14 protein-coding genes are annotated in these 17,680 nt (G+C 30.6%); 9 read left to right on the top strand and 5 right to left on the bottom strand.

Annotated features, from left to right (window positions below):
• Positions 1 to 104 precede the first annotated feature (104 nt).
• Positions 105 to 719 carry a deoxynucleoside kinase gene (locus tag KQS_RS02275; RefSeq protein ID WP_014387593.1) on the bottom strand — a complete coding sequence of 205 codons (615 nt, stop codon included), beginning with the start codon at positions 717 to 719 and terminating at the stop codon, positions 105 to 107.
• Positions 720 to 1,484, bottom strand: coding sequence for a ferritin family protein (locus KQS_RS02270; protein ID WP_014387592.1), 765 nt, complete (start codon positions 1,482 to 1,484; stop codon positions 720 to 722).
• Between the two features lie 89 nt (positions 1,485 to 1,573).
• Between KQS_RS02270 and KQS_RS02265 the strand changes: the two genes are divergently transcribed.
• The 3 genes from KQS_RS02265 (at position 1,574) to KQS_RS02255 (ending at position 6,226) form a co-directional block, all read left to right on the top strand.
• Positions 1,574 to 2,461: a carboxypeptidase-like regulatory domain-containing protein gene (locus KQS_RS02265; RefSeq protein ID WP_014387591.1), complete on the top strand. Its 888-nt coding sequence runs from the start codon at positions 1,574 to 1,576 to the stop codon at positions 2,459 to 2,461.
• Between the two features lie 89 nt (positions 2,462 to 2,550).
• Positions 2,551 to 3,459: a GLPGLI family protein gene (locus KQS_RS02260; protein WP_014387590.1), complete on the top strand. Its 909-nt coding sequence runs from the start codon at positions 2,551 to 2,553 to the stop codon at positions 3,457 to 3,459.
• 58 nt (positions 3,460 to 3,517) lie between these two features.
• Complete coding sequence (locus tag KQS_RS02255; protein WP_014387589.1) at positions 3,518 to 6,226, top strand: TonB-dependent receptor; 2,709 nt, start codon at positions 3,518 to 3,520, stop codon at positions 6,224 to 6,226.
• Between the two features lie 33 nt (positions 6,227 to 6,259).
• On the opposite strand, the gene asnB is transcribed toward KQS_RS02255, so the two are convergent.
• Positions 6,260 to 8,125, bottom strand: a complete 1,866-nt coding sequence (gene asnB / locus KQS_RS02250) for an asparagine synthase (glutamine-hydrolyzing) (protein WP_014387588.1) — start codon at positions 8,123 to 8,125, stop codon at positions 6,260 to 6,262.
• An 88-nt stretch (positions 8,126 to 8,213) separates the two neighbouring features.
• The gene (locus KQS_RS02245; RefSeq protein WP_014387587.1) at positions 8,214 to 9,464 is read right to left on the bottom strand and encodes an ABC transporter permease; all 1,251 of its coding nucleotides are present in this window, start codon (positions 9,462 to 9,464) and stop codon (positions 8,214 to 8,216) included.
• Between the two features lie 115 nt (positions 9,465 to 9,579).
• On the opposite strand from KQS_RS02245, the gene purH reads away from it, so the two are divergent.
• The 6 genes from purH (at position 9,580) to rodA (ending at position 16,832) form a co-directional block, all read left to right on the top strand.
• Positions 9,580 to 11,106 carry a bifunctional phosphoribosylaminoimidazolecarboxamide formyltransferase/IMP cyclohydrolase gene (purH, locus tag KQS_RS02240; RefSeq protein WP_014387586.1) on the top strand — a complete coding sequence of 509 codons (1,527 nt, stop codon included), beginning with the start codon at positions 9,580 to 9,582 and terminating at the stop codon, positions 11,104 to 11,106.
• 145 nt (positions 11,107 to 11,251) lie between these two features.
• The gene (locus KQS_RS02235; protein ID WP_014387585.1) at positions 11,252 to 12,280 is read left to right on the top strand and encodes a rod shape-determining protein; all 1,029 of its coding nucleotides are present in this window, start codon (positions 11,252 to 11,254) and stop codon (positions 12,278 to 12,280) included.
• Positions 12,281 to 12,290: 10 nt separating this feature from the next.
• Complete coding sequence (mreC, locus tag KQS_RS02230) at positions 12,291 to 13,127, top strand: rod shape-determining protein MreC (protein ID WP_041251961.1); 837 nt, start codon at positions 12,291 to 12,293, stop codon at positions 13,125 to 13,127.
• Positions 13,127 to 13,633: a hypothetical protein gene (locus tag KQS_RS02225; RefSeq protein ID WP_014387583.1), complete on the top strand. Its 507-nt coding sequence runs from the start codon at positions 13,127 to 13,129 to the stop codon at positions 13,631 to 13,633. The genes mreC and KQS_RS02225 overlap by 1 nt, the downstream gene beginning before the upstream one ends.
• Positions 13,630 to 15,579 carry a penicillin-binding protein 2 gene (mrdA, locus tag KQS_RS02220; RefSeq protein WP_014387582.1) on the top strand — a complete coding sequence of 650 codons (1,950 nt, stop codon included), beginning with the start codon at positions 13,630 to 13,632 and terminating at the stop codon, positions 15,577 to 15,579. Before KQS_RS02225 ends, mrdA begins: the two co-directional genes overlap by 4 nt.
• Positions 15,576 to 16,832, top strand: a complete 1,257-nt coding sequence (gene rodA, locus KQS_RS02215; RefSeq protein WP_014387581.1) for a rod shape-determining protein RodA — start codon at positions 15,576 to 15,578, stop codon at positions 16,830 to 16,832. The genes mrdA and rodA overlap by 4 nt, the downstream gene beginning before the upstream one ends.
• Here rodA and KQS_RS02210 read toward each other — a convergent pair whose 3' ends face one another.
• The gene (locus tag KQS_RS02210) at positions 16,833 to 17,663 is read right to left on the bottom strand and encodes a DNA/RNA non-specific endonuclease (protein WP_014387580.1); all 831 of its coding nucleotides are present in this window, start codon (positions 17,661 to 17,663) and stop codon (positions 16,833 to 16,835) included.
• Positions 17,664 to 17,680: the final 17 nt, after the last annotated feature.

Below are 17,680 nucleotides of genomic sequence, written 5' to 3'. Positions count from 1 at the left end.
GCCGAATTTATTACCGATTCAAAGTGAAAATTTTAATATTCTGAAACAAGTTCAGGATGACAAGTTAAATAAAAAAAGCCTTGATTTCTCAAGGCTTACTATTTTTAAAACAATCCATTAATCTCCGCATCAATCTTTTGGATGATATTCCCTAAATCTTCAGGATTGTTAACATAATCAATATTATCTACATCTATGATAACCAATTTCCCTTTGTCGTACGTTTGAATCCAAGCCTCATAACGTTCGTTCAATCGACTTAAATAATCAATTGAAATGGTGTTTTCATAATCACGCCCACGCATGTGAATTTGTTTCACCAAATTAGGAATTGAACTTCTTAGATAAATTAACAAATCAGGCGGTCCCACTAAATCTTCCATCAGATCAAACAACGATTTATAGTTCGTATAATCACGATTCGTCATTAAACCCATGGCATGAAGATTGGGTGCAAAAATAAATGCATCTTCATAAATGGTACGGTCTTGTATCGTTTTTTTACCCGTTTTACGAATATCTAAAATTTGTCTGAAACGACTGTTTAAGAAATAAATTTGTAGGTTGAAGCTCCAACGCTCCATCGAATGATAAAAATCATCTAAATAAGGGTTATCATCTACATCTTCAAAATGAGCTTCCCATTTAAAATGCTTTGATAATAATTTTGTTAACGTCGTTTTTCCCGCACCAATATTCCCTGCTACAGCTATATGCATTTATTCAAATTTTAATTGATAATTACTAATCAGATTTTCGGTAAAAATAGCTAAAATTCCATCTTTAAAACAAAAATTTTTAATGATTTTTTCCTCTATGTGTAACGCCTTTAATTTCTTCTGATTGTAATCATAAAACCATATTTGATTCTCTTTTAAGAGTAACCATTTATCAGATGAATCAAAAGCTATTTGTTCGAAAGCTGGAACTACACCTAAATTCTTTATTTTTCCAAATTTATCAATACTGTAATAAGTAAAAGTATCATCAATCCAATAAAAGGAATTATAATCGGAGTGCGCATAAATGATTTTATTCTGAATTACATTGGAAATCATACGGTGACTATCGGTATTTAAATTATACAATCCAATCTTTTGGGTAAAATTATCGTAAAACCAAAAATCATTTTGAGAAGCGGGTTTAACAAAATCAAACAAAAGAGTTGTTGATGACACCGATTTAATTTGATTAAACTGTTTATCTAAAACCACAACAGCATTGGTATTTTTATAGAACAAAAACACATTTAAACTATTAAAAACATCTACATTAGTCAACTTACCGCCTAAATTTGATGTAAAGTTAGCACTATGATTTTCACACACTTTAAACACATCATTTTGGATAGAAAAATAAGAACATCCTACTACATCTTTACCCCAAAACACATCATAATTTGAAGGCAAAGCATCTTGGCTTAAAAGTTTAATTTCTTGTGCTTTTAAGAAAATTGGGAATAAGAAAACAAGATATTTTATCATAAGACAAAATTATGAAAAACACTTAAAATTCGTGACAAAATAATTACGCAATATTATCTTACTTTTACACATTATTAAAAAAACAAAAAATGAAAAACACATTATTTTTTCTCGTAGTATTTTTCAATTTTGGTTTCTCTCAAACTATAAAGGGAATAATTACTGATAGTATTTCTGGAAATATTCTAAAATATACAAATTTCAGTTTTAAGAACAGTAATGGAGGAACTACTTCAAATGAAGAAGGACAATTTATCATTAATATTAAAAATAAACTTAATGATACATTAAAAATATCCTATTTAGGTTATAAACCTAAATTTATTCCACTTAATCAATTTAATGAAAACAAAGTATATACATTAAATTCTAAACTTGAAATTTCAAATAATGAAATTGACGAGTTAATTATCTCAGAAAAGAGAAAAAAATATTCAGAACTTTTTAAAATTAAGAGTAAAATTGAAGGCGATATAAGAATTTTTGCATTCCCTGGATGTGAATTTGCTTTACGTTTCTTTAATAAAAGGCAAGAAGTTGGTAGAATAAAATCTGTAAAAATTCATTTCAGAAAAAATCCTAATGCAAATAAATTATCAAAATACAGAGTTAAATTTTACACTATAGACAGTATTTCTCGATTTCCTTCTGAATATTTACTTAAAGAAGATATTATTATTAATCCAAAAAACAAAACTTACATTTTTGAGTTAAACGTAGAGGACAAAAAAATACCTTTTTTAAATGAAGGAATATTTGTTTCAGTAGAATTATTAGATTTGAATAGAGAATTTCAAAAAGGAGATAAATCAGGCCCAGGTTTAAGATTCAGTAAAGGCGAAGGCCAACAACTAACTTTTGAAAATTATTATGGAAAAAAATGGAACAGAAGTAAAATGACATCAAATTTAAATAGCAAAATTTTTAAACCTATAAATATACTTATTGATTTAAATGTTTTATACCTTAAAAAATGATTTCAGTTCAATTAACACAAAAATAACAAATTACCATGTAACCTTTTCATAAAATTGTAGTCTAACAAACAAAACTTAATTACAATCTAATGAAAAAAATAGTTTTACTAATGGTTGGGCTTTCAAGTTTAGCCACATTTGCTCAAAAAGATTTTCAAGGTATGGCAGTTTATGAATCGAAAACTAGCACAGCCGAATTCATGAAAAACATGGATAGTAATAAAGATATTACACCCGAAATGAAAGCCCAAATTGCTGAAAGAATGAAAAAAGCATTTGAAAAAACTTTTATTTTGAATTTTGATAAATCTGCCTCTATTTATAAAGAAGAAGAAAAGTTAGATGCTCCAGGGCAAAATGGCGGCATGCGCATGATGTCTTCTATGATGGGTGGTGGTGGCACCTATTACAAAAACGTAAAAGAGAAAACCTATACCGTTGATAAAGAAATATTTGGAAAAGAATTTTTAATTAAAGATTCCCTACCAAAATACAATTGGGTATTGAGTCAAGAAACCAAAAAAATTGGAGATTACAATTGTTTTAAAGCTACAGCTGTTGTTGCGGCAAGCAAATCTGATTTTAGAAACTTTAGAAGAAAAGAAGCCAAAAAAGAAGAAGGAAAAACTGAAACAAAAGACGAAACAACTTCAGAACAAAAAGAAAAGAAGACCAACTTTTTTGACGAAATAGATTTGCCAAAAGAAATAACTGTTACTGCTTGGTATTGCCCTGAAATTCCAATTAATCAAGGACCAGAAGGATATTGGGGTCTACCTGGTTTAATTATGGAAGTTAATGATGGAAAAACCATTATTTTATGTTCTAAATTGGCAATGAACATAAAAGAAAAAACAGAAATAAAAGCTCCTACAGGTGGTGATAAAGTTACTCAAAAAGAGTTTGACGACATCATTATGAAAAAAATGAAAGAAATGAGTGAAATGGGTGGTGGCCCAGGTGGTGGAAGAGGAATGCAATTTAGAATGGGTAGATAATAAATTTAATTTAATACATAAAGTCGCTTTTAACCGAGCGACTTCTATTTTATAAACAATGAAAAAAATAATTTTACTTTTCGCCTTTTTGGTTACTGGAATTATTCAAGCACAATCTGTAAAAGTTGAAGGAACCTTAAAAGACAATCAGAACAATCCGATTGAAACTGCAAACGTTATGGCAATTAATCAAACGACAAAAGCGATGGATGCCTATAACATTACAAGTGATAAAGGAAAATTCTCTTTAAACTTAAAAGCCAATACAGAATACACTATCAAAGCCGGTTATATTGGTTTTGCTCCTTTTGAAAAAACAATTAAAACGGGCAATCAAAACATGACTTTTGACATTTCTTTACAAGAAAACAATGAAATTGAAGCGGTTGAAATCGTAAAAGAAATGCCGGTTAGAATTAGTGGCGATACCATTATTTACAATTCCGATTCATTTACTAATGGTACTGAGAAAAAATTAGAAGATGTACTTAAAAAATTACCTGGAGTTGAAGTAAACAAAGACGGTGAAATTGAAGTGGAAGGTAAAAAAGTGCAAAAAGTAATGGTAGAAGGCAAAGATTTTTTTGATGGCGATACCAAAATTGCAACTAAAAACATTCCTGCTGATGCACTAGATAAAATTCAGGTGTTACGTAATTACAACGAAGTATCTAATTTAAAAGGCTTAGAAAATAATGAAGAAAACATTGCTTTAAATATCAAATTAAAAGAAGGTAAAAAGAATTTTTGGTTTGGAGATATGATGGCTGGCGCTGGGGTTGGCGAAACAGAAGATCGTTATATTTTAAATCCGAAATTGTTCTATTACAGTCCAAAATACAGTATTAACGCCATTGGAAATCTGAATAACATTGGTGAACTCCCCTTAACCATGCAAGATTATTTTAAATTCACAGGTGGATTTAAAAACATGATGAAAAAAAGTGGCTCAACTATGAACATTACTACTAACGATATTGGTATTACAGGTATGAGAAACAATCGCGCACAAAATATCGATGCCAAATTTGGAGCAGCTAACTTTAGTTATAATCCGTCAAAAGCATGGACCATTAGTGGTTTTGGTATTTATTCTTATAACAAGACGGATTTATTAACACAAAACATTTATAATCGTACAGACCGTGTCGGCAACACAACTGTAAATGTAACTGAAAACAAAACCGATCAAGCTAGACAACGTACCGATTTAGGTTTATTTAAATTAAGTTCGAGTTATGTTCCGAACACGAAAGTACACTTTGATTATGATGCTTTATTGAAAGTTTCGAACCAGTTAGAAAATCAAAGTACAATTTCTAGTTTACAAGGCGATATTTATACCGTTAAAAAGCAAAAACCATTATCTGTAAATCAAAATTTAAATTATTATTATACGTTAAATGAAAAACACGTTTTTGCTTTTGAATTGCAAAACTTATTCCAAGAAGAAGATCCGTTTTACAATGCCAATTTAACCATACAACCTTTTAACTTGTCAGGTTATGATAATTCGCAAACTAGAAATGATGTGAATCAAGATCGTTTGGTTAAAACAAATAAAACCGATGCTAAAATTGATTATTACTATATGGTAACACCAAAAAGTAATATTAATTTCACTTTAGGAAATACCTACTCAAATCAAAGCTTTAATTCTAATATTTTCCAAATTTTGGATAATGGAAACACAAATAATTTAACGGCTGCAGAAAACAATAATAATGTAAAATACAATTTCAATGATGTTTTCTTAGGTGTACATTATAAATTTTTATTAGGTAAATTTACGTTCAATCCTGGAGTGAGCTTCCACCAGTTTAACACAAAAGATGAACAGTTAGGCACTTCAAACAAAATGAGTTTTACTCGAGTGCTTCCTGATTTTTATGCGTTATGGCAAATGAAAAAGTCGCAAACGTTGACCTATACTTACAGTATGACCAATAGTTTTACCGACATTAACAAATTAGCTCAAGGTTACGTGTTCTCTAACTACAACAGTTTATTTAGTGGGAATCGATTTTTAGAAAACTCTTTAGCTCACGAACACTCCTTACGATTCTTTAAATATACCATGTTTAATTTTGAAAACATTTTTGCTAATTTAACTTATACACGTCAGGTGGATGCAGTTACCAATAGAATCTTATTAACAGGCTTAAATCAAGTTACTTCCTCCATTAATATACCGTCAAATTATCCTAAAGAAACAATTTCTTTGTTAAGTGGTTATGGCCGTTCATTTTTAAGATATTTTAAAGGTGATGTTAATGCAAGATTAAATTGGTCAAAAAACAACAACATTCGTGTGAATTTTGACAACTCAGAATATATTCAAACTACTGAGTCGTTTATTCAAACCTATGGTGCTAGTTTTTCAACTAATTTGAAAAATTTACCGAATTTAAGTTTAGAATATGAATACACTATTAATGATTTCCAAAACCAAACTTATTATGTAGATAATCCATCGGTTTTATTAGAATACTTTTTCTTAGATGCTTTTTCATTTACCTCTGAATACAGTTTTTATCATAATAGAAACAAGGAAAAAACAATTAACACCGAATATGATTTCTTAACAGCTTCATTAAGCTACCAGAAAAAAGACAGTAAGTTTGAATATAAAATAAACGCCACCAATTTATTAAATACTAAAACGTTAAACGACAGTAGTTTTAATGCTTTGGGTGGGTCAAGTAATTTCTCCAGTTACTATGTGCAACCAAGATATATTATTTTAAGTCTGAAATACAACTTATAAGCGAACAAAAAGTCCCGATAAATCGGGACTTTTTTATTTTTTTAAGGTAATAAATTGATTGATTTTAGATTGAATTTCTTCGTTTGATAATTGGTAATCATACAAGAGTCCGAAAATCTCAACAGAAGCTAATTTCCCAATAAAATACGGATTTTCATTTTTAATAATATGTTCTAAAGCAGCGTTATTTAAATGCATAATTTCCGCTAAATAACCATTTTTAAAGAACGATTTATCAAATTTAAGTCCGTTTAAACCTTCAATAGGTAAACCATTTTTCTTTTTAGAAACTAAATTCTTTGGTAAATGCTTTTTCGAAATTTCTCTAACTATCCATTTATCTGTAATAAAAGGATGTTTTTTATTATGCAGTTTTGTTGTCCATCTGGTTTTATATTCCAAAGGTAAATTGACTGCAAATTTCACTACCTCTTCATGTAAAAATGGAAAACGCACTTCAATAGAAGAAATCATTCCCATTCGATCATTTCGGTGAAACAACGCATGCAAATGTTTTTGAGCCATTTCAAAAGAATCTACATAATATTTTCTTTCTTTATTCGATATAAAACTATAAACTTCATTCCCGGCTTCGTACAACATTTCACTTTTAAATCCGTTAGCAAAACGAATATTAAAAGCATCCAAGTTTGAATCATTTGATGGAAATAAATAATTATTTAATGCGGGATAAATTTTATATAGCTTTTTAATTAAATCATGAGGAAAAAGTAACGCTTTCTTATAACGTTGCGCCATTAATTTAGAATAACCTAAAAAAAGTTCATCAGAACCTTCACCGCAAATTACCGCTTTTACCTCATGTTGTCTTGCCAAACTTGCCACTCTAGAAATAGGAATTCCGTTTGTAAAATAAACCTTTGGAGCGGCATTATACTCTGTTGCTTGTACCCAATAACTAAGAAAATCTTCTGGTTTAAAATCGGTCTTAAACAAGGGTAATTTTAAATGATTCGCTAGGGCTTTTGTGTCTTCATATTCCGAGTGTTTACCATTAATATCAGCGGTAAACAAACTAAAATCGGAAATTTTCTCTTTTGCAAGCGCAGTAATGATTGACGAGTCGATTCCACCACTCACAAAAGCGCCCATAGGAAAATCACTGACTAACATTTCTTCAACCGACTTAGACATCAAGTTATCAAATTGATCAACAATTTGTTTTTTAGAAAGTTTCTTTAAGTCGTTGTGCAAATGTACATCCACATCATTAGCCAGTCGGTAATAAAAATGTTCCGACAAATTAAGTTGAGTATCTATTTTTACGAACGATCCTGGTTGTATATTTTCTACATGATTAAACAAAGAATAAGTAGTACTTCCTTCGGCCGTACTATTCATTGCCATGATTGTTTTATACGAATCGGGTTTTAAATTTAAAGCCTTTGCTAATGTCCTCGATTCTGATGCAAAAGCAAATTGACTTCCGTTTTTATAAAAATACAAGGGTTTTATACCAAAGCGATCCCGAGCTAGGAACAATTCTTTTTTTGCAATATCGTAAAAGGAGAAGGCAAACATTCCTTGTATATCTTGAAGTGTTTTTTCAATTCCAAAATTTACAAGATAATAAAACAACACTTCGGTATCCGAAGACGATTTAAATTGAACAGAAGATAATACTTGCTTTAACTTTTTAAAATTATAAATTTCACCATTAAAGCAAAGCACGTAATTTTCATTAAAAAAAGGTTGATTAGCATTAGAAGAACCATCGATTAATGCTAATCTATGATGAAAAAAAGTAAAGTCTTCATTCATCCAAGTTCCGGTATAATCTGGACCCCTATGAATTTGTAATTCATTAAAATTTTTAATTAATGAATTACGGTTAAAATGGGTTACAATATTATTGTTAAACCCCGAAATTCCGCACATTTTAGATTAAATAGATTTTTTTGGTTTGCTAAAATAAGTATTTTTTTATTCTAAATAATCATTATTTTAACATTAAATACGGAAAAAATTACATTCCAGTTCTAATAGCTTCAACAGGATCTAATTTTGAAGCTGAAATTGCAGGAATAATACCCGCTATAAGTCCAATTAATATTGCTAATCCAGAGCCTAAAATAATGTTAGCCAAACTTAATACGAATTCAAACTCTAGAACATTTGTCAATATAATTGCAATTATCCATACTAAAAACATTCCAATTAACCCACCAAATAAAGATAAGATGATTGCTTCAAACAAAAACTGGAATAAAATAAATTTATTTTTTGCACCTAATGCTTTTTGAATTCCAATTAAATTGGTCCTTTCCTTTACTGAAACAAACATAATGTTGGCAATCCCAAATCCACCAACTAAAAGCGAGAATCCACTCAAAATCCACCCCACCACATTCATTTGCCCGGTAATATTATCTATAAACTCTGTAAATCCTGATAAAACATTGATAAAAAAGTTATCAATATCATTAGGTTTTAATCCTCTATGACTTCTTAACTTTTGAGTCAACTCCGCTTTAAACTCCTCAACATCAATTCCTTTTTCAGGTTTTATTAAAATTGCCGGAGTAAAAGTTTTATTATTATCGCCGTACATTTTTCTCATAAAATTAACTGGAAAAAAAACAGCAACATCGTTACTATCCCCAAATGTATCTTGACCTTGTTTTTTTAAAACACCTATAACTTTAAAACGCTGCCCATACAGTCTAATTTGTTTACCTAAAGGATCATTATTTTGAAACAATCCTTCTGCAACATCATGTCCTATTACAATTACGGGTACACCAGAATTGGATTCTGATTCATTAAACAACCTTCCTTTTTCAACAGTAAACGGTTCAATATCAAAAAATTCAAAAGTTGATGGCTTAACACGAATTGAAGTTACAATATTATCTTCATATTTAATACTTTCATTTCGCGTAAAAAAATTAAATGAAATTTGGTCAACGTCATTCAGGTTCTTTTTCAAATATTGATATTCTTCATAAGTAACATTAGGAAATTGTTCTCTTTTCCATTGTGGAATATCAGATGGTCCAAAAGAATATTTAAATAAATAAACCGTATTCATATCCATCCCACTTAAACTACCCTCAATATTTTTTTTCATTGAATCAACAGCGGCTAAAACTGCTATGATAGAAAAAATACCAATAGTAACTCCAAGCAGAGACAAAAATGTTCTCAACTTATTATTTCGCAAAGCATTTAATGCAAAGCTTAAACTTTCTCCTAATAATCGAAAATATAGAAACATAACCTTATTACTTATGATATATGTATCAAAAAAACAAAAGTTGTTACATTTTATAAATTCTATTTGAATGTTAAAGATAGTATAATTACTTTTGCAACTTCAAAACAACAACACAATGACACAAACAAAAAAAATCAATGCAGCACTGATTTCTGTATTTGATAAAACTGGTTTAGAACCAATTGTTCAAGCACTTCACAAAAACAATGTAACTATTTATTCTACTGGCGGAACCGAAGATTTTATTAAAAACTTAGGAATCCCTGTAGTAGCAGTTGAAGACGTTACTTCTTACCCATCAATTTTAGGCGGACGAGTAAAAACATTACATCCTAAAATTTTTGGTGGAATATTAAACCGTCAAGACCACGAAGGTGATGTTGCTCAAATGACCGAATTTGATATCCCTCAAATTGATTTAGTTATTGTAGATTTATACCCTTTTGAAAAAACAGTGGCTTCTGGAGCTAATGAAGCAGATATTATAGAAAAAATTGATATTGGTGGAATTTCATTAATTCGTGCAGCAGCAAAAAACTTTAAAGACACTGTAATTGTAGCTTCTGTTGAAGAATACAATACATTTTTAAACTTTTATGAAGATGGAAATGGTACAACTTCGATAGAACAAAGAAGATTACTTGCCACAAAAGCATTTCATGTTTCTTCCAACTATGATACTGCCATTTTCAATTATTTCAACGAAGAAGACACTTACTTAAAAATTAGTGAAGCAAATGGTCAAGTATTACGTTATGGTGAAAATCCTCATCAAAAAGGATTTTTCTTTGGTGAGTTTGACAAAATGTTTACCAAACTTCACGGTAAAGAATTGTCATACAACAATTTATTAGATGTTGATGCCGCTGTAAATTTAATTAATGAATTTAAACATGACGAACCAACGTTTGCTATTTTAAAACACAATAACGCTTGCGGATTAGCTTCAAGACCTACCATGAAAGAAGCCTATTTAGAAGCTTTAGCAGGCGATCCCACATCGGCTTTTGGTGGCGTTTTAATTGCCAATAGCACTATTGATGTTGCAACAGCTGAGGAAATCAATAAATTATTTTGCGAAGTTGTGATTGCGCCTTCTTATGAGAATGATGCTATTGACCTACTAGAAGAAAAGAAAAATAGAATAATTTTAGTATTAAACGATGTTGCATTACCTACTAAACAAGTAAGAACGTGTTTAAACGGAATTCTAGTACAAGACAAAGACAATATTTCTGATTCAAAAGACTTATTAAAAACTGTAACAGCAACAGCTCCTTCAGCAGAAGAAATTGAAGATTTATTATTTGCATCTAAAATTTGTAAACACACTAAATCAAACACTATTGTTTTAGCGAAAAACAAACAATTGTGTGCTTCAGGAACAGGTCAAACCTCTAGAGTAGACGCATTAAAACAAGCTATTGAAAAGGCTAAATCGTTTGAATTCGATTTAACGGGTGCTGTTATGGCAAGTGATGCATTTTTCCCTTTCCCAGATTGTGTAGAAATTGCCAATTTAGCTGGAATTACTGCCGTTATTCAACCAGGAGGTTCAATAAAAGACGAATTGAGTATTAATTATTGCAACAGCAATAATGTAGCAATGGTTTTCACAGGTGTTCGTCATTTCAAACACTAAGAAAAGTTACTAAAAAACATAAATTTTCAAGTGCATTAAAACTTTGTTGTTTTAATGCATTTTTTTATGCAAATAATACCAAATAATTTTCCTATTTTTGCCAGTTGAATAGACTTACATAAATTAACCCTTTATAAAAGCATATATGGGATTTTTTGATTTCATGACCGAGGACATTGCGATAGACCTTGGTACCGCAAATACGTTAATCATTCACAACGATAAAGTTGTTATAGATAGCCCCTCAATTGTAGCTAGAGACAGAATCTCTGGTAAAATCATTGCTGTTGGTAAAGAAGCCAACATGATGCAAGGAAAAACACACGAAAACATTAAAACAATTCGACCGTTAAAAGACGGTGTAATTGCTGATTTTGATGCTTCTGAAAAGATGATCAGCATGTTTATCAAAAGCATACCTGCCTTAAAGAAAAAATTATTTACACCAGCACTTCGTATGGTAATTTGTATTCCATCAGGTATTACAGAAGTGGAAATGCGTGCTGTAAAGGAATCTGCTGAACGTGTAAACGGTAAAGAAGTGTACTTAATTCACGAACCTATGGCTGCAGCAATTGGTATTGGAGTGGACATTATGCAACCTAAAGGAAATATGATTGTGGATATAGGTGGTGGAACTACAGAAATTGCAGTAATTGCATTAGGCGGAATCGTATGTGACAAGTCGGTTAAAATTGCTGGTGATGTATTTACTAATGACATCATCTACTACATGAGAACGGCACACAATTTATTTGTAGGTGAAACGACTGCAGAAAAAATCAAAATCCAAATTGGAGCAGCTACTGAAGATTTAGACACTCCTCCAGACGATATGTCGGTTCAAGGTAGAGACTTACTAACAGGGAAACCAAAACAAGTAGATGTATCTTACAGAGAAATTGCGAAAGCATTAGACAAATCTATTCAACGTATCGAAGATGCTATTATGGAGACTTTATCTCAAACCCCTCCAGAATTAGCAGCAGACATTTACAACACTGGTATTTACCTAGCTGGTGGTGGTTCTATGTTAAGAGGACTTGACAAACGTATTTCATTAAAAACAGATTTACCTGTTTATATTGCTGAAGATCCATTAAGAGCCGTTGTTAGAGGTACTGGTATGGCTTTAAAAAACATCAATAAATACAAAAATATTTTAATTAAATAAAAATTAATTAATGCAGCAAATCATTTATTTTCTAATAAAAAACAGCTATAGATTGCTGTTTTTGCTGCTTCTAGGCATCTCATTAATGCTTACTATACAGTCACACTCTTATCACAGAAGTCAGTACATTCATTCTGCAAATGCAGTTTCCGGGTATACTTATGGTCAAATAAATAGCGTGAAAGAATATTTTGGATTAAGAGCAAAAAATGAAGAATTAGCTAAAGAAAATGCGCGCCTAAAAGAATTATTATTTAATAAGAAAGATACCATCCTTGAAGGAAATGCAACACCTCCAGGCTTTTTGTCTGATTTTAAAGTTATTCAAGCCAAAGTTATTAAAAACTCCTACAGCAAACAGGAGAATTATTTAACTTTAGACAGAGGAAACTTAAAAGGAATTAAAGGTGATATGGGTGTAATAAGCGATCGAGGTGTAATCGGAATTATTGACAAAACCACTAAACATTTTGCTACGGTTATTAGTATATTACACACCAACAATCCTATGAATGGTAAAATAAAAAATTCCAATCATTTTGGCTCATTAACTTGGGATGGAAAAAGCACTGGATATGTGCAATTGATTGATGTACCCAAATTAGCCACACTTAAAAAAGGTGATACGATTGTAACGGGCGGACAATCGTTCATTTTCCCAGAGAATATTCCTGTTGGCAAAATTGACAAAATATTTATAGACAAATCAACCAATAAATTTGTAATCAATGTCCGATTGTTTAACGATATGACAAACTTAGGTTACGTTTACATCATTGAGAACAAGAAAAAAAGAGAAAAAGAAATTTTAGAAGCTGCCACTGAAAAAGATGCAGATAAAAGATAATGAATAGTAATTTTATTTTAAATATTATCCGATTTATTACCTTATTGATTATTCAAATTTTTGTTTTGAATCAAATCAATTTTGGAGGTTGGATTAATCCGTATATTTATATTCTATTTATTATTTTATACCCAATAAATTCTAATAAATTTGGTTTCATAACTGCCAGTTTTTTACTCGGTTTAATTATGGATATTTTTTCGGATAGTGGTGGTGTTCATGCAACGGCCACCTTATTATTAGCTTATGTAAGACCCAGTTTTTTACGTTTTGCATTCGGATTAAGTTATGAATACCAAACCATTAGAATTGCAGAAAAACTTTCAGTTGATCGTTTTACTTTTATAATGATTTCAATTTTATTTCATCATTTAATTCTTTTTACTCTAGAATTATACCGATTTGATCTATTTTTTGAAATTATTACACGAACAATTTTAAGTACCATCTTCACGTTTATTATTTGTATCATTAGCATTTACTTAATCAAGCCAAATAGAAAATGAGAAAGACATTATTACCTACCATCATTATTGTAACATCAGTTATTTTATTGATTCGTCTTTTTTATTTACAGGTTATTGATGAAACACTTAAAATAAAATCTGAAAACAATGCTATTAAAATAAATTATGACTTCCCAGAAAGAGGTTATATTTATGATAGAAACGGAAAATTATTAGTTGCCAACCAACCTTCATATGATATCATGGTGGTTCCTAATGAAGTTAAAAATATTGATACATTAGAATTTTGCAAAATACTTCGAATTAATAAATTAGAATTTCTAAAGAAAATTGAAAAAGCAAAAATTTACAGTCCAAGATTACCTTCTGTATTTTTAGCACAATTAAATAAATTAGAATTTGCTGCATTTCAAGAAAAAGTTAGAAAATACAAAGGCTTTTACATTCAAAAACGTGCCCTAAGAGACTACCAAGTGGATTATGGAGCAAATATTTTTGGATTTATAACTCAAGTTGGAGAAAAAACAATTGAAAAAAATCCTTATTATAAAAGCGGTGATTTAATTGGACGCCAAGGTGTGGAAGAAGCTTATGAAGATATTTTAAGAGGTGTAAAAGGCGTTAGATATATTTTAAAAGACAAACACAATAGAGAAATTGGTTCTTACAAAGAAGGTAAATTTGATACTATTGCAAAACAAGGTAGCGATATTACGCTATCAATAGATGGCGATTTACAAAAATATGGTGAAGAATTAATGATTAATAAAAGAGGTGGTATTGTGGCCTTAGAGCCAAAAACCGGTGAAATTTTAGCTTTAGTAACAGCACCGTCCTACAAACCTTCTTTATTAGTAGGAAGAGAACGTTCAAAAAATTACACCCGATTATACAACGACTCCATTGCCAAACCATTATTCGACAGAGGTTTATTAGCCGAATACCCTCCAGGATCACCATTTAAAATCTTGACTGGACTCGTTGGTTTACAAGAAGAAGTTGTTGACACAGAAACCACATTTACTTGCGGACACGGATTTTCTTACGGTAGAGGCGCTTTTATGAGATGCCACTGTCCTGGTGGAATAATTAAATTACATAACGGTATTTATAAATCGTGTAACACCTACTTTGCTCAAGTATACAAACGTACTATTGAAAAATATAGTAAACCAAAAATTGGTGTAGACCAATGGAACAAACACATGAAAAGTTTTGGACTAGGGCAATTTTTAGGATATGATTTACCTCCAGGTCGAAAAGGTCACATTCCGAGTTCAAAATTTTATGATCATTATTATCCAAATGGCGGTTGGCGTTCTTCAACCATCATTTCAAATTCTATTGGACAAGGAGAAGTTTTAATGACACCTATTCAATTAGCTAACATGATGGCTATTGTTGCCAACAAAGGATATTATTACACGCCTCATGTAATTAAAAAAATAAAAGGACATAAAATAGATTCTAAATACACTACCAAACATATTACAACAGTAGAACCGCGCCATTTTGAACCTGTAATTAACGGACTATTTGATGTGTATAACATGGGTACAGCTGCAGGATTAGGCGTTCAAGGTTTAGAAATATGTGGAAAAACAGGTACCGCAGAAAACTTTACAAAATTAAACGGTAAAAGAGTACAATTGACGGACCATTCTATCTTTGTAGCATTTGCTCCAAGACATAATCCAAAAATTGCAATTGCTGTTTTTGTAGAAAATGGATATTGGGGTAACCGTTGGGCCGGACCTATAGCTACTTTAATGATTGAAAAATATATTAATAAAAAAATAACAAGAACGGATTTAGAAAAAAGAATGTTAGAAGGAAATTTAAATTGGGAATATGCAAAATTATACCCAAAGAAAGATTCTGAATTTATACCTAAATTTACTTTAACAAAACAAGACTCCATCCGATTGAAATTAGTGAAAGCTAAACAAAATAAAACTAAAGACACCGTTAAGAAAGTAAAATGAAAAATCAGAGTTTAAGTAGTTCTATTGATTGGATCACCATTCTTTTATATGCTATCTTAGTAATATTTGGATGGATGACTATTTATTCTGTGACAGTTCCAGTTGACCAAGAATATACATTTGAATTTGGTCAACATTATAGTAAACAATTAATGTTTATTTTAATTGCAATTCCTTTAATTTTCACAATCTTATTTGTAGATTCAAAAATATTTGAACGGTTTTCACTAGTTTTTTATGGTTTAGGACTAGTCTTACTACTTGGTCTTTTTGCATTTGGAGTAACCAAAAAAGGACAAACCAATTGGTACCAATTTGGCGGTTTCGGTTTTCAACCTTCAGAGTTTGTAAAAACAGCTGTTGCATTATTATTATCGAAATATTTAAGTGACGCGCAAGTTAACTTAAGTAAAAATAAGTTTCAATATATAGCCTTTGCTATTATAGGTCTACCAGTATTTTTAATATTACTTCAACCAGATGCCGGTAGCGCCATGATATTTTTATCCTTAATTTTTGTATTATACAGAGAAGGATTGCCATCATGGTATTTATGGACGGGAGCTATTGCTATTGCTACGTTCCTATTAGCATTAATTGTAAAACCCGTTTTTCTAATACTATTTATTTTCATTTTCATGAGTATACATTACGTATTTAATAGAAAAATATCGAGAAATCCTTTAGTATACTTCCTTATATTTTTAACAATATCTGCCTTTGCTTTTTCGGTTAGTTATGTATACGACAATGTCTTAGAACCACATCAAAAAGACAGAATTAATGTTCTCTTAGGAAAAGAAGTTAATCTGAAAGCAGAAGGATATAATTTACATCAATCTATGATTGCTATTGGATCGGGAGGTTTATTTGGTAAAGGCTATCTAGAAGGAACTCAAACCAAAGGAGGATTCGTTCCTGAACAGCACACAGATTACATTTTCACTACAGTTGGCGAAGAATGGGGTTTTGCAGGGAACTTGCTGGTTATGACGTTGTTTGTTTGCTTATTCATCAGAATCATTTATTTAGCTGAACGGCAAAAAACCAAATTTAGTAGAGTTTACGGCTATTGTGTAGCCACTTATTTATTTACCCATTTTTTTGTAAATATCGCCATGCTTATACGTCTATTCCCTACAATTGGGGTACCACTACCCTTTTTCTCCTATGGTGGATCAAGTTTATGGGCGTTTACAATTATGCTTTTTATATTTATTAAATTAGATGCAAATAAAGTAAATGAATGGTAATTAAAAACTCCAATTCTTGTAACTTTTATTAGCCTCCATTTTATTTTCTTTAGCATCTTCTAATTTTGGAAAGAAGTTAATTCCCGTTATATTTTCTATTTCATCTACACTCGTTGTAAATTCGTATAATGGCTGCTTTGAATTTTTATGTGGAACTAAAAAGGCGATCATTTTAGATTGATCTTTTGTCATCAAAACTTTATAGAAATACTTAGGTACAGCAACATGTTCTCTACCTATTACTTCTAAATCATCATTTAAAACTCCACCAGTAACAACATACAAGCCATCATATTTACCAGCCCAATACCGCACTTTTTGTTCTAAACGGTTCCATACGCCAGCATTAAACTCATACGTTTGTGGTGACACATTACTAGTATAAAACGTTTCTTCAAATAATTCCTGATTTTGTTTTCTATCTCCTGCTGGACATAAATGTCCTTTTGTATAACCTGATTTTTTGTAATTTCCCCAATGCGCTGATTCAGTAATCACCAAAGGATCTTGATTAAAAAGTGGTCGCTCAAACTCAGAATATTTCCAATCTCCATCTTCCAATTCATATGCAACCCATTCACTTTGCTCATACTCTTCATTATAAGAAAAAATATATCCTTTATGTTTGTAAACAGCATTAGTAGTTGAACTAGGCAAATAATCAAACACTAGATTATTTTTTGAAGAAGCATAATTTTCCTGATTCTCATTGTTTATGATGTTACTATTTGAAACACTTGTATCATTAACCACCTCTTTACATGAAAAAACACTTTGAATAGCGAATAGTAAAAAGAAACAATAAAGATAATTCGTAAATTTGTTTTTCATATTGGAACACTTTTTGC

The organism is Flavobacterium indicum GPTSA100-9 = DSM 17447, assembly GCF_000455605.1.
GTDB lineage: Bacteria > Bacteroidota > Bacteroidia > Flavobacteriales > Flavobacteriaceae > Flavobacterium > Flavobacterium indicum.
This window is presented reverse-complemented; position numbering and strand designations above follow the sequence as displayed.

What these genes read in the sequence shown, in the direction of transcription:
- KQS_RS02275 (WP_014387593.1), bottom strand. Translation starts at nt 719, where the DNA reads ATGCATATAGCTGTAGCAGGGAATATTGGTGCGGGAAAAACGACGTTA.
- KQS_RS02270 (WP_014387592.1), bottom strand. Translation starts at nt 1,484, where the DNA reads ATGATAAAATATCTTGTTTTCTTATTCCCAATTTTCTTAAAAGCACAA.
- KQS_RS02265 (WP_014387591.1), top strand. Translation starts at nt 1,574, where the DNA reads ATGAAAAACACATTATTTTTTCTCGTAGTATTTTTCAATTTTGGTTTC.
- KQS_RS02260 (WP_014387590.1), top strand. Translation starts at nt 2,551, where the DNA reads ATGAAAAAAATAGTTTTACTAATGGTTGGGCTTTCAAGTTTAGCCACA.
- KQS_RS02255 (WP_014387589.1), top strand. Translation starts at nt 3,518, where the DNA reads ATGAAAAAAATAATTTTACTTTTCGCCTTTTTGGTTACTGGAATTATT.
- asnB (WP_014387588.1), bottom strand. Translation starts at nt 8,125, where the DNA reads ATGTGCGGAATTTCGGGGTTTAACAATAATATTGTAACCCATTTTAAC.
- KQS_RS02245 (WP_014387587.1), bottom strand. Translation starts at nt 9,464, where the DNA reads ATGTTTCTATATTTTCGATTATTAGGAGAAAGTTTAAGCTTTGCATTA.
- purH (WP_014387586.1), top strand. Translation starts at nt 9,580, where the DNA reads ATGACACAAACAAAAAAAATCAATGCAGCACTGATTTCTGTATTTGAT.
- KQS_RS02235 (WP_014387585.1), top strand. Translation starts at nt 11,252, where the DNA reads ATGGGATTTTTTGATTTCATGACCGAGGACATTGCGATAGACCTTGGT.
- mreC (WP_041251961.1), top strand. Translation starts at nt 12,291, where the DNA reads ATGCAGCAAATCATTTATTTTCTAATAAAAAACAGCTATAGATTGCTG.
- KQS_RS02225 (WP_014387583.1), top strand. Translation starts at nt 13,127, where the DNA reads ATGAATAGTAATTTTATTTTAAATATTATCCGATTTATTACCTTATTG.
- mrdA (WP_014387582.1), top strand. Translation starts at nt 13,630, where the DNA reads ATGAGAAAGACATTATTACCTACCATCATTATTGTAACATCAGTTATT.
- rodA (WP_014387581.1), top strand. Translation starts at nt 15,576, where the DNA reads ATGAAAAATCAGAGTTTAAGTAGTTCTATTGATTGGATCACCATTCTT.
- KQS_RS02210 (WP_014387580.1), bottom strand. Translation starts at nt 17,663, where the DNA reads ATGAAAAACAAATTTACGAATTATCTTTATTGTTTCTTTTTACTATTC.